General features: G+C 26.6%; 9 protein-coding genes. 4 read left to right on the top strand and 5 right to left on the bottom strand.

Translation table 4 applies throughout. The features are described from left to right. Positions 1-322: 322 nt before the first annotated feature. The 5 genes from V3249_RS00850 to V3249_RS00830 form a co-directional block, all read right to left on the bottom strand. Positions 323-2,893, bottom strand: a complete 2,571-nt coding sequence (locus V3249_RS00850) for a DEAD/DEAH box helicase family protein (RefSeq protein ID WP_341517588.1) — start codon at positions 2,891-2,893, stop codon at positions 323-325. Between the two features lie 4 nt (positions 2,894-2,897). Further along, positions 2,898-4,583, bottom strand: coding sequence for a site-specific DNA-methyltransferase (locus tag V3249_RS00845; protein WP_341517587.1), 1,686 nt, complete (start codon positions 4,581-4,583; stop codon positions 2,898-2,900). Positions 4,584-4,861: 278 nt separating this feature from the next. Continuing rightward, positions 4,862-6,814, bottom strand: coding sequence for an ATP-binding cassette domain-containing protein (locus V3249_RS00840; protein ID WP_303465593.1), 1,953 nt, complete (start codon positions 6,812-6,814; stop codon positions 4,862-4,864). A gap of 88 nt (positions 6,815-6,902) precedes the next feature. Beyond that, complete coding sequence (locus tag V3249_RS00835) at positions 6,903-9,221, bottom strand: ATP-binding cassette domain-containing protein (RefSeq protein ID WP_303535643.1); 2,319 nt, start codon at positions 9,219-9,221, stop codon at positions 6,903-6,905. A gap of 2 nt (positions 9,222-9,223) precedes the next feature. Beyond that, positions 9,224-10,042 carry a hypothetical protein gene (locus tag V3249_RS00830; protein ID WP_303465590.1) on the bottom strand — a complete coding sequence of 273 codons (819 nt, stop codon included), beginning with the start codon at positions 10,040-10,042 and terminating at the stop codon, positions 9,224-9,226. A 424-nt stretch (positions 10,043-10,466) separates the two neighbouring features. Between V3249_RS00830 and V3249_RS00825 the strand changes: the two genes are divergently transcribed. Genes V3249_RS00825 through V3249_RS00810 form a run of 4 tightly spaced genes read left to right on the top strand, consistent with a single transcriptional unit; the run spans position 10,467 to position 13,852 of the window. Next, positions 10,467-10,799 carry a glycine cleavage system protein H gene (locus V3249_RS00825; RefSeq protein ID WP_010321305.1) on the top strand — a complete coding sequence of 111 codons (333 nt, stop codon included), beginning with the start codon at positions 10,467-10,469 and terminating at the stop codon, positions 10,797-10,799. Further along, entirely contained in the window at positions 10,780-11,637 is an 858-nt protein-coding gene (locus V3249_RS00820; RefSeq protein WP_337902641.1) for a deacetylase SIR2, read from the top strand. The genes V3249_RS00825 and V3249_RS00820 overlap by 20 nt, the downstream gene beginning before the upstream one ends. Positions 11,638-11,645: 8 nt before the next feature. Next, positions 11,646-12,677: a lipoate--protein ligase gene (locus tag V3249_RS00815; RefSeq protein WP_337896228.1), complete on the top strand. Its 1,032-nt coding sequence runs from the start codon at positions 11,646-11,648 to the stop codon at positions 12,675-12,677. A 2-nt stretch (positions 12,678-12,679) separates the two neighbouring features. Continuing rightward, a complete protein-coding gene (locus V3249_RS00810; RefSeq protein WP_337903780.1) occupies positions 12,680-13,852 on the top strand; it encodes an NADH-dependent flavin oxidoreductase in 1,173 nt (390 codons plus the stop codon). The last annotated feature ends 91 nt before the right edge of the window (positions 13,853-13,943 follow it).

Genomic DNA, 13,943 nt, shown 5'->3' with positions numbered 1-13,943 from the left:
TTCTTTGATTTTATCAAAAGAAACGCAATCAGAAATGATCAGATTTTAAAAAAGAGATAATTAGACTTGTAATTTTTATATTTATTGTGTTTGGTTTTGTCTTCATAATTTCAGGTTTTTATCTTTTTTTAAAAAATAACCTAAAAATAAATTTCTAAACAAAGTTAGACAAAATTAACCATTTTCAAATTACTTTCAAATTTGAAAATGGTTTTATTTTATATTTGAAGAGCAAAAAATATTTAAGATTTTCTTGTTTGAAAAGCACAAAAAACCTATGAATTATAGGTTTTTTTGATTTTTAAAAAAGATTATTTATTATTTAATTTATGATTTCGGTTAAACGCATTGGTGTAAGTTCTTTTCTTTTTTTCTCAAATTCTTCATTGTTAATGTCGTTAATGTTGCTATTTGTTATTTTATTAAAATCAATTTTATCTCGAATTTGTTCTAAATTAGAAGATCCTGCAAAATAAAATAGTTGATTAGACTTAACTCAACAAACAGCTACTGTTAATTTTTTTTGATTTATTTGATTTATTTGATTTATTTGATTTATTTGATTTATTTGATTTATTTGATTTATTTGATTTATTTGATTTATTTGATTTATTTGATTTATTTGATTTATTTGATTTATTTGATTTATTTGATTTATTTGATTTTCTTTGAAATATTGATTATAACCACTTATTAATAATTGCGTTTTTTTAGGATCTAAATCATTATCATAATTTTTGATTTCAAAATAAAAATAATTTCCATTTTTGATAACCAAAAAATCAGGATATGAATTTGCAATTTCATTTCCATTAATGTATTGAAAGCCTAATTTAGCATGGACTGGGTTTTTAGCTCAAAAACGAATATTTTGATCTGATTTACTAATTTCTATTAATTTATTTGCAAAAATCCGTTCTGCTTCTGAATCTAACGGAAGATTATTTTCTGATTTTTTGTCATCAATTTTTTCATAAGCAAAAGAATCATTAGTTTTCACCGATTTATCTTTTTCAGTATTATTAAACTCAATTTCTTCAGGCAAACGCTCTTTAAAAATAAGTTTATACTGAGCATTTTCAACTTGATCTTTAATTGTTTTTTTATAAATTCTAGCAAGTTCTTGCCCATATTTTAACAAAATAATTAAATCTAAAATTTGTTTATTTGTTTTTTTATCTTCTAAAAATTTTTGTTTTATTTTGTCAAAAAAGTCTTCAATTTTAGAAGTAAAATACTTTTTTAAATTGTTTTTAAGTCTAATAATTGCTAATTCTAATTCAATAATGTTTGAAATTTTTGATTTAATCAATCTTGCTGAACCATATTCTTCAATATCGATAGAAACAGTATCAATAGAAATAAATTTATTGGCATTATAGTAGCGTTCATAATCTCTCAAACCGTCTTCAAAAAGTATTTTAACTTCTTCCTTCTTAGCGGCTTTGTTAAATTCATATTCAAAATTGTTTTCATATTGAATATAATTAATTATTTCACTTCTATTTTCAGCAGACGCTCCAGGAAGTTCGATTTGGCCTGATATAAGTATGTCATTTTTATATTCATTCTTCAAAAAAAGTTTAACCACTTTTTTATCCTTAGGGTTAACATTACTATAAATAAAATATTTATGAGCAATGGAAGTATCTTCTAAATAATACTTAGGGCGAGGATTTCTTCTTATTCTACCAATTACCTGAATACCTAAATTAGTAGATGAAATATTTCTAAGTTGGACTAACATACATGCTCTTGGAATATCTCATCCTGTTGCTGGGCCAATTTTAAAAATTATTACATCAACTGAAGACGTATCTTCAGAAATATCGCTTAATGTGAAATTAGATTTTTGACGCAAGTTACTTTCTTTTTTATCTTCAAAATATTTTACTCAACTAAGATTATATTTTTCGAGTATTTTAATTATTTTTTCTTCATTTTCATAAAATTTTTGAGCATATTTTTTACTTCTACTATCAATTTGGATTAGCATTGCGGGGTTAATACCGACTAAGCCAGGCTCTTCAATATTATCATTATATTGTTTTTTAATTTCTTTAAATTTTTGACAAGCTATTTCCAAAATTTGCTCATTATCATAATCTTTACCACTTTCTAAGCCACAATTATGACGTTTTTTGGCTTTTAAAAGTGTAATCCTCTTAAGACCACTTAAATCTGTATCATTTATTAAATCTTCTTCAGATAATCGAACTAATGGGAAATCAGGTTTTGGGGTTGCTGTCATTTTCAATATAAATGTTGCATTTTGTTGCATTTCTTCTTCAAAAGATTTGCCATCTTTGTCTTCTTTGTCTTCTTTGTCTTCTTTGTCTTTTTTGCCTTTTGAAGTTTTGTTAATATCACCAATATGGGCCTCATCTCTTATATAAATAAGAATTTGCCTTTTTCGTTTAATTTCAGACAAAAATGCTTCAATTGCTCCTTGCTCACGTAAAATAGAATTTGATTTAAAAGATGCTCCACCCATAATAAAAACTGAATCAGGCTTGGCAAAAAATTGATAGTTTTTATCAAATTCTGCCGTTCCCGTCAAGTTTGAGGGGCTTTCAATTCTCTCTATATTTAAATTTTTATTATCTATAAAAATTTTATATTTATTAAATCTTTCTTCTGTTTGTTTAGGTAATTCAGCACTTGATAATGTTACAAATACAAAAACTATTTCCTTACCAATGTATTTTTTATTTCATTTAATTAATTCATCAATATAGTTTAGAATCATGAAAGTTTTTCCTGATCCTGTCGGGGCTTCAAAATAAATTCCTTTTTTTAATTTTGTCTTAATTTCTTCGCTACTAGTTAGATATGAAGTTGTTTTCTCAACTAATTGTTCAACCGCATTACTTTGAGATTTGGTTAATTCCATAATTTTATGAATCCTTTTCTTGTGGTTTAAGTGCTAAAAGATGATTTAAAAGTTCAATATACTTGGTATTTTTAGCATCTTTATGATTTGAGGCAACTTTAATATCAAAATCTTTAAAAAGTTTTAAAAGCGAATCAACCAAATCATCAAGTCCTTTTTCTGAACCAAAAATTTGAGTATTGTAATAAGAAATGTCAAAAACTTTCAGGTTTTGCAAATAAGGTTTGTTTTTTTTGGCTCAGTCAAATTCTTGATTTTGCGATCCTTTTCCATTTGAAATTCTAAAAAGTCGTTCATATGTTACATCAGTTGCGATATTATTTTGATTATTGGTTATCAAAGTAAAGGTTCGTTTTCCACCATCTTGACGGTTTAAATCTCAAACGGCGTGACCAGTTGTTCCACTGCCGGCAAAAAAATCAAGAACTCTTGCATTTTTATTGGGATGCATATTTATAATATGCTTTAATAAATTCGTAGGTTTAGGATGATCAAAAATTTTAAACCCATCAAAAATACTTTTTAGAATTGCGGTTCCTTGGGTTCCTTGTTTGTTTGAATCTATTATTAAATTATTAAATTTGTCTTGGCGCTCAATTTCATTATCAGAATTATCAACAAATTGGTATTGTTTTGAATAAATTTTATTGTTTTTAAAAACAATATAATCATTTTTAATGCCTTCAATTAATTTATTATAGCTTCATCTTCATCGCCAGTCTTTTTCAGCATGTTTACCACTTTGGCGAATTAATCATTTTTCTTTACTGCCACCCGGGTAATAAACTTTACCTTCATGCTCAAACTCATAGTCAAGATTTTTAGATCAAGATAAAGAGGCACGATCTAATTGGTTTAACGAATATTTTCCTCTTTTTGCTAAATGTTCATCTTCAAATTTATAAGCTTTTGTATTTGTGTCTTTTGCAATGGTATTAATAGTTAATTCACCAATATTTTTACTATAAAGCAGTATGTATTCAGTCAATATTTTTAAATATTTACTATCGTCACCACTACCAGCATTTTTCTTTTGTCAAACCAAATTAGCAACAAAATTTTCCTCACCAAAAATTTCGTCCATTAAAACTTTTAGATAAGCTTGCTGATTATCATCAATTGAAATAAAAATTATACCGTCCTCTTTTAAAAGTTTTTTGGCTAAATTTAGTCTCTCATTTAATAAGTTTAGTCAACCATTTCGAGAGTACTTATCTCGATAAATAAATTTAGAAGGTAAAATATTTTCTTTATCATTTGCAACCTGATTACCATCGTCAAAACTAGCCTGGGTATTATAAGGTGGATCAATATAAATTACATCATAGCCAGCGGCGGTCTCTCTCTCTCTCTCTCTCTCTCTCTCGAGAACTACAAGATTTTTAAGAGCATCATAATTTTCGCCTATTATTAAGGTGTTTTCTTCAGATTGACTTTTGTCTAAAACAAAAGATAAATCTTCATTTTTTTGTAAAATTGCAACTAAATCTGAATCAGATTCAGGAGCTGTATCAAAACGAAAGCCAGTTTTGATTCGTTGAGAAATAAACTGAAAAACATATTCAAGTTTATTTGGTTCAAATTTTTCTAAAATTTGAATTGCTAAATTTTTTTGGTCTGAATTTAGCTCTTTTGAGGAAATTTCCTCAATTTGCTTTTTATATTTTTCTAAGAGGTTATTTTGATTCATATTTTAGGCCTTTTTAGTTGTATTTTGTAATATTTTACCATTTTTCAGCTATTAAGGCGATGGAAACAGAATAAAACTAAAAAAAATTGGGCAAATTTTTGTTTAACTTAGTATATTGATTTAAAAAATTCAGCACTTTTTTGATTTGTCTCAGCAAAATTAGGTCTTATGTTAAAATATTCCATTTTTGGCGATGTCTGTCAGGGTGCTAAAAAATAAAATACCAAATATTTTGAAAAATATTTGGTAGTAAATTATCTATTTTTAAAAAATGATCGTTAAAATTGATCGAATTTTAACAATTTTGTGACAGGTTTTCTATAATTAATCCATGAAATCAATAAGTAAATAAACGAAATTATAAAAAACATTGCTATTCATGTTATGAAAATTAACATTACTATTTGTGAAGTCGAAGGATATATGGCATCTTCACCGAGTATTCGAATGTAAATTTTTGGAATTAGGGGGAGAGACACTGATAAGTTAATGACTAAAATTAGAAATGAAATTATAATTATATTTAATCAATGGTAAAGAAAAATCTGCCATGTCTTAGCGCGAAGGGCTTTTAGGATTCCAATTAATTTTACTTTTGAATCAGTTAGATTTTTTGTATAAAAAATCGTTTGTATTAATAGAATTGCTATAAAAACAATTAAAATTGCTCCAACAATTAAATTTATAAAATTTTGTAAATCATAAGTTAATTTTGTTACACCTTTTAATGAAGAGTCAATTGCATACTCTTTATTATTCTCAATAAAATTATCAATATTATTTTCCAAATTATCATTTTCAAAATATAATCTTAAAATAATTGGTTCTATTTTTTTGGTTTGACTGGTTTGTGAATTGTCTGGTTCCCTGTTTTTGCTTTTCTGAAATTCGATATCTTCGCCGAATTTATGATGCAAAAAAGTTAAGTTTAATTTTTTTGCATTAACTAAATTATTTATTCCGACAACTTTTAATGTTTTCTTATCTTTGGCACCAGTTAAAACAGCAATTTCTTGTTCTTTTGGCTCTTTGATACCAAATTCTGTAGCTACTTCTTTTGAAATTATAACTTCATCTAATTTTTCAATGTTTCTTCCTATTAAATTTTTTTGATCAAAATTGAACCTATTTTTAAAAAATTCACTTTCATCAATGTAATCAATAGGTGCTCCAAGCTTTCTTTTGTCATTATATTCAAAAGCTAATGATGGGAAAGTAAAGAAAGGAATAATTTTTTTTATTGTTTTATTTTTTTCTCTGAGATTATTAATGTCATTATCTGTGAAGGTCGTCACATCTCTTTCTGATTTTTTGCTAATTAAAACAGAATCAAGTTGCAATTCATTAACTTTAAGAGAATTAGAAGTGGAAATATTTAAATTTAAAACACCAAATAATAATGTCCCAAAAAAACTTGTTAGAAAAAGTATTACAAATAAAATGGTTGAAACTATTTTTGATTTATAATCTGCCAGAGTAAGCAATAAACCTGTTTTTAATTCTTGCTTAATTTTTGCAATTTTTGAATAAGAAGAACTCTTAAATGAAACTAACTGAGTACTTTTTTCATCATTAATTGCTAAATTTTGCTCACTTTTGTCAATATTTTCTTCGGAAATTTTTCCTTTTTCAATACGAATGATCTTGTCAGCATATTTTTTTGCAAATTCTAAATTGTGACTGACCACTAATATTGTTTTATTTTTTGCAATATTTTTTAGATTTTCAAATACAGAAATACCATTTTCAACATCAAGATTCCCAGTTGGTTCGTCAAGCAAAATAAAATCACTATCTCTTGAAAGCGAACGGAGAATTGCTATTCTTTGTTTTTCGCCACCAGATAAATTGTTTGCATTTTGCTTTAATTGCTGAGCTTCAATTGACACATATTTAGCTTGTTGTTCCAATTCTTTTGGGTCTAAAACTCTATTTATTACATTATTTGCAATTAAAATATTATTTTCTGATGAAATATTAGTTATTAAATTGAAGTCCTGAAAAACAACATCAACTAATGGTTTTTTAATTTCAGAACCATTTTCATCCAAAAAAGAAATTTTTCCACTGTCTTTTTTAGTAAAACCGGCAATTAAATTAATAAGAGTTGTTTTACCAATTCCTGATTTACCAATTATAAACGTTATTTTTCTTGAAGGAATATCAAGATTTAGATTATCAAAGATGGTTTTGTTATCAATCTTTTTCGTTAAATTCTCAATTTTTATCATTTTACTCCAAGTTTGGTGTATTCTTTTTATTTATCATTATAAAATTAAGACTTTTGGTAAAAAATATAATTTTAATAATTTTTAAAAATTATTTTAATAATGTCACAATATCTTTTTTATAAGTTATATAAGAAATTAATGAATATATGATTGATAAAATAGTGAAACTACCAAGCCAGATAATTATAAAAATAACGCTAATTTGCTGATAATCAGGAAAAATTGAATTTTGATTTGAAATTGCACCATAAATCAAAGGCACAAAAGAAATTGAAAATATAATACCCAAAACAAAAACAAAAGCAGAAAGTATTACCAAATTTAATCAATGATACAAGAAAATTTGTGATGTTTTGCCACCAAGAGACTTTAGAATACCAATTGATTTTTTCTTGAATTTAGAAAGATTTGTTGCATATAATGACACAAAAATTAACAAACTTATTCCAAAAATTATTATTGACACAAAAATAATTAATAACAAAACATATTGAGAGGAAATTATCTCATTTAGAATTTCATCCGGACCGCCAGATGTCGAGTAATAACGACTAACTCCCAGTTTGCCATATTTATTTAAAAAATCATTAATATTATTATATAAATTATCATGATCAAAATAAATCAAAGCACTTATTGGAAGTAATTCGCCAGAATATTTTTCAATATTATTGTTAAAAATAGCGATATTTTCATCATCTTTTTCAGGATCAAAAACTCCAACAACTTTAAAAATTAAAATGTTTTTCTTATTAGTAATTTTTAAAAGTTTTCCTGTTTTATCAGTTATATTCGAGCTGACTGCTATTTCATTAAAATTTTTAGGCAACGTACCTTTTTTCAAGTTTATTGAATTAACTTGATTTGAATTCTCGTAGAAAGACTTATGTATTTTATTGGGTTTTACAAGTGTTTCCTCAGTTTCTACGGTTGATGGTCGACTAAAAACATACTTTTCAAAGTCTAATGAAAAATAATCATCAGGTAAAAACTCAAATTCATCAAACTTGCTTTCTTTTCCATTTTGTTTTGATTTTTGATAAACTGACTTTAATTTATCTGTGTGAACGAGCGAAAAATTAGCACCATCATCAAAAGGCTTATCTAAAATTCCCACAATTGTTGCTGATTCAGAAAATCGATCTAAATCTTCAAATTTTTGCTTTAAAATTAATGGATTAACGTTAATAATTTTAATTGTTTTTCCAATTGGATTATCAATTTTTAATTCATCAATTAATTTTTGTGAGAGGACAACCTCATTTGGATTGGTAATAAACCTGTTACTAAAATTTCCATCTTTACTAAATGAACTAAATCTGTTTTTAAAAAAATCTGATTCATCAGTTGGTCAAATAGAACGATTCTCAAGAGAAACGTTACCATTATAAATAAATGTAAAATTATCAAGGCTACTATATACTAAACTAGTGTGTTTTATTTTGGGATTATCCTTTTTAAGTTGGTCAATTTCTTCAGGGGCTAAAGAAATAATATCCTTTTCGGCAATTCTAATAGTGTCAAAATTTGATTGGGTAACCGTTTCAATGGATATATTTTTTGCTGAAAAATGTAAGTTCATGAAAATAACCATGCTAAAAATTAAAGCAAAAAATGTTACTAAAACTAAAATAAAACTCGTAATTTTTGACTTAAAATCCGCAAGCACTAGCAATAAAGCTACTTTAAATTTTTGTAAGAAACCAGGTTTTTTATAGACCTGGTTTGATATCATGTTAGAGTGTTTATTTTTTGATTCAACATTAATTTGTTTGTTATTTTCTATAACATTAACGGATAAATTTTCTAAATTAATAATTTGATCGGCATATTGGTTTGCTAATTCTAAATCATGACTAACAATTAAAATTGTTTTACTTTCAGAAGCTTTAACTAACAAATCAAGTAAGGCAATGGAATTTTCATGGTCCAAATTTCCAGTTGGTTCGTCAAGCAAAATAAAATCACTTTTTCTTGATAAACTTCTTAAAAATGCAGCGCGTTGTTTTTCGCCACCTGATAAGTTTTTCGCTATCTGATCTAATTTGTTGGTTTCAATACCGATAGAATTCGCAGCTTGCTGTATTTCTGAATCATCTAATTCGCGATTCAAAATGTGATTTGCTATTAAAATATTATTTTTTATGCTTAATGACTCAATTAAATTAAAATCTTGAAAAACAACATCAACTAATGGTTTTTTAATTTCAGAACCATTTTCATCAAAAAAAGAAATGTTTCCACTATCTTTTTTTGTAAAACCGGCAATTAAATTAATTAGTGTGGATTTACCAATTCCAGATTTTCCAATTACAAATGTAATTTTGTTTGAAGGAATTTTGAGATTTAAATTATTAAAAATAGATTTATTATCAATTTTTTTAGTTAAATTTTCTATTTTTATCATTATTAAAATTTGCTTGTGTTATCCATATAATGTGGGTATGTGGTGGCTCTTCTATAATGTGTACTTTTGTCGGGAATTAGCGGGTTATTTGTCGAGATTGAAGTATATTCATAGTCGTCTATCACTACTCCGGTTGCATATTGACCAAAACTTGATATTTTGTAATTCCATCCAACACCTTGATAATTGATTACTAGTCTATCAGCGTTGCTTTTTTCAAAAGTTTCTACTAATTCATAGGAATTAAATTCCAATCTTACTGATCCACCAACTTCAGCAGTTACTTCTCTTTTTTTAGTAGCATAAGCTACCTTACCATTTATTTCAAAAGACGGGGTAGCTAGTCCAGAAATTCAAGCATGGGCATTTAATTGAATTCGGTCTGGTTTAGAATTATAATAATTAGAAAAGTTTCTGGTTTTGGTGTACTTAATTTCCGTTTTTCCTATTCACGAAGCTTTATCTTGCCAAAATAATCCACCCCTATATACAACTTTTTTAATACCTCTAATAAGAATTTCTAATTCTCCTTGATCGGTTATTCGGATTTTGTGACTATCTTCAACCTTAAGGTTTTTTAAATTGAGTAATGAAGTCGGAACTTTAGATATTCCATTGTGATTTATTCTATAAATTTCACCTAAAATATCTTCTGCTTTAGTTCTTTCATCTTGTACATAATAATATGAAAATAATTGAGGTTGCGATTTTTCGTTTGTTAAATTTATGTTGTTGTTGACGCTACTATAGGAAAAAAATGTTACAGGAATAAGACCTATAAATGCGAAGCCTAAAATTTTTTTTAATTTTGAAATAAACATGGATGTACCTTTCCAAAAAAATAATGATGAATTATCAATATTTTTTTTTTTTTTTTAAAATACTTCTTTTACTATTATACCATTTTTGTAAAATTTTTTTGCACTCCAAATTATTTTTTTAATTAAAACCTATAATTCGCTAAGAAAGTAAAAATTATTTAATTAGAGTCATGCTGATTTTTAATTTTATCTGCAATAATTTTTTATAATTTTATAAAAAATTAGTGAGTGTTTATAATTTTGTTTTTAAATGTGATTCTCCATTCTTTCAATTTGACTCTGTATTCATGATTTTTTTGAAATTAATATACTAATTTATCGAATTTTTGAACTGATTTATTTATATTTATAGATTTTTTGCCATTAGTTGCTTTTTTGTGGTAATATCATTTTAGATATTAACAAAAAATTTAAGAGGATTGCTATGAAAAAAATTGCTAATTTCTTGATAATTGAACAAAAAAATGAAATTTTTACTATCTATTTAACGGCCGAATTACAAGATGATCTTGGAACAATCGGATTTTTAAAATTTACGAATAAAAAACAACTAGAAAAAGATGATGTTGTTGCTAAAATTGAAGCGTCAAAAACTGTTTTTTCAATAAAAACACCCTTAAAATGTAGAATTATTGAACTAAATCAATTAGCTGAAAAGGATCCAAAAATTTTGAATTCGCATGAGTCAGACAAAAATTGACTTTTTAAAGCAAAAGATATAGACCAAAGTGAATTTGATGAACTTGAGGACTTTTAGTATCCTAGATCAAGCGATAAAAATCAAGAAAATCCTTGATTCAGCTGATGCAATTGTTGTTGGAGTTGGTTCAGGACTAACAAGTGCAGATGGAAATAATTATTATGGATCAAAATTCAGTGATAATTTTAAAGATTTTATCGAAAAATACCATTTTTTAGATATGCTTCAAGCTTCGCTTTATGATTTTGGATCATGAGAAACATACTGAGCTTTTCATAGTAGATTTGCGAAAGTTAATTTTTTAGATCTTAAAGAATCAGAAAGTTTTTTGAATTTGAAAAAAATTTTAGAAAATAAAAATTTTTTTATAATAACCACAAATTCTGATAGTTTTTTTGAAAAATCAGGATTTGACAATCAAAAAATTTTTTACATCCAAGGTAAATATAATTTAATGCAGTGCTCAAAAATGTGTAAAAATTTTTTATACCAAGATGATGAATTAATTCTAAAAATGGTAGAAAATCAAAAAAATATGAAGGTTGATTATAATTTATTACCAAAATGCCCAGAATGTAATGCCTTTTTAGAAATAAACAAAAGAATTTCGTTTAAAGGAATGGTAGAAGATCAAAACTTCGATAACCAAAAAGCAAATTACAATAATTTTATTGAACAAAATAAAGATAAAAACTTAGTTTTTCTTGAAATAGGGGTTGGATTTACAACCCCGCAATTAATTAAATTGCCATTTCAAGAGATGACAAAAAAATTCAAAAATGCAAAATATCTAGTTATAAATCAGAAAAAATACCGTACTAACAAGGATATTCTTGAAAAATCCTATTTTTTTCATGAGGATATTAAGTTACTTCTACAAAAAATAACAGAATAGGAATAAAAATGTACTTAATCGAACCAAAACGCAATGGAAAATGAGTTTTTGATGGTGCGATTTTGCTCGCAATTCAATATTGAGCAATTAAAAACTTAAAACTAGATGAAACAATTGTTTTTCCTTATATTTGTGATCCACACGTCCAAATTGGTTATTTTCAAAATCCAAGTGTTGAAGTTAACCTTGAACTTTTAAAGCAAAAAAATATTGAAGTCGTTAGACGCGACACTGGTGGTGGTGCAATTTATTTAGATAGAAATGGAGTAAATTTTTGTTTTTCATTCCCATATGAAAAAAATAAAAATTTACTCGGAAATTATGCACAATTTTACGACCCTGTTATTAAGGTTTTGCAAAACTTAGGGATAAAAAATGTGCAATTTAGTGGAAAAAATGACCTTCAAATTGAAGGAAAAAAAGTTTCTGGGGCAGCAATGTCGCTTGTAAATGATAGAATTTATGCAGGTTTTTCACTTTTATATGATGTAGATTTTGATTTTATTGGCAAAATTCTAACTCCAAACCAGAAAAAAATTGAAGCAAAAGGAATAAAATCTGTTTCTCAACGGGTAACTAATTTAAAAAATAAGCTTTCAGAAGAATACCAAAATTTTTCAATTTTTGAAATGAAAGACTTATTTTTGACTGAATTTTTGAAAGTAAATTCAGAAGAAAAATTTAAAAAATATGAACTTACTGATAGTGATTGAGTTCAAATTGACAAAATGGTTGCTGAAAAATACAAAAATTGGGATTTTGTTTGAGGACTTAGTCCAAATTATTCGTTCAACAGATCAATTAGAACAAAAGCTGGAACAATAACATTTTCTTTAGAAATTGATGAAGGAAAAATTAGCAAAATTAAAATTTCAGGCGATTTTTTCCCGAAAAAATCACTTTTAGAGTTAGAAAATTTCTTAATTGGGACAAAGTTAACTCAAGATCAACTATTAAATCGGCTAAAAGATGCAAAATTAGATGATTATTTTAGTCAAAAAGTTGATGAAGAAGAAATTTGTAACTTACTTTTAAACTAAATATGAAAAACAAACTTTTTAAACCGTATCAAATTGGTAATTTTACATTAAAAAACCGATTTGTTTTTAGCCCAATTAATCTTAATCTTTCTGAAAACGGCCAAGTATGCCAAGCAGATTTAGATTTTTTTAGCGCAAGAGCCCATAGTGCACCAATGACAATTACAGGTGGAGTTTACGTTTGTAAATCAGGTAGTTTGTTCAAATATGGTCATAGTATCGAAAATGACAGCGATATTGAAGGGCTAGCAAAACTTGCAAAGGCAATAAAATCAAAGGGAAGCATCGCAATTTTACAGTTAATTCATGCTGGTTCTCACTCTGTTTCAAAAATTGAAAAGGATGGTTTTTGCTATGGACCTAGTGCTGAAAAGCGAAATTATCCTGTAAAATACAAGGTTTTTCGACTTACACAAAAGCAAATTCAAAAAATTGTTAGTCAATATGCAGATGCTTGTCTAAGGGCAATTAAGGCTGGTTTTGATGGGGTTGAAATTTCTTCAGCCCAGAAATTATTACCTCAAGAGTTTTTCTCACATTATACTAACAAGCGAAATGATAAATATGGCTGTCAAAATATTGAAAATAGATCTCGATTTTTGGTAGAAATATTAGAAAAGGTACAAAAAACTATTTTAAAATCAAAAAATCCTAATTTTTTGCTAGGTTACCGGGCAACTCCTGAGGAGCGAAGAGGCGATAATTTAGGTTACACAGTCGAAAATTTCCTAGATTTTTTAGATCTAATTGAAAAAAGAGGGATAAAAATTTCTTACCTTGCAATTGCCGGTTGGGGTTTTGACGTTTTTCGTGACAAAGTTCGGTCAAAATCAAATAATTTTAACCGGTTAATTTCCGATGTAGTTTATGAAAAATTGCAAGGAAAAATCCCGGTTATTGCTAGTGGTTCAATAAATTCCTTAGAAAAATCAGTCGAAGCTATTCAATTTTCTGATTTTGTCGGAATTTCTTCAGCGTTTGTGCCTGATCCTGATTTTGTTGAAAAAATTGAGAAAAATCAGCCAATAAAATTAAGTCTCGAACCGGATGAATTTGAAAAATTAAAAATAAGTAAAAATGCCTTTAAAGAAATTGGCCATTATTTTGAATATGGCAAATCTTTACCTGAAAATGCTCGCAAAACTATTTTAAATAATTCAAAAAAAGCGGAATAATTTTTTTCTCGACTTTCCCAGTTTGATGAGACAATCTTAAAAAGTGTCCGATTTTGGGCTAAATAAGTAGAAAAATCTCAGACAATTAGTT

Source organism: Mesomycoplasma ovipneumoniae (genome assembly GCF_038095995.1).
Taxonomy (GTDB): Bacteria; Bacillota_I; Bacilli_A; order Mycoplasmatales; family Metamycoplasmataceae; genus Mesomycoplasma; species Mesomycoplasma ovipneumoniae_F.
The sequence above is the reverse complement of the archived record's forward strand: the minus strand, read 5'-3'. Positions and strand labels throughout refer to the sequence as shown.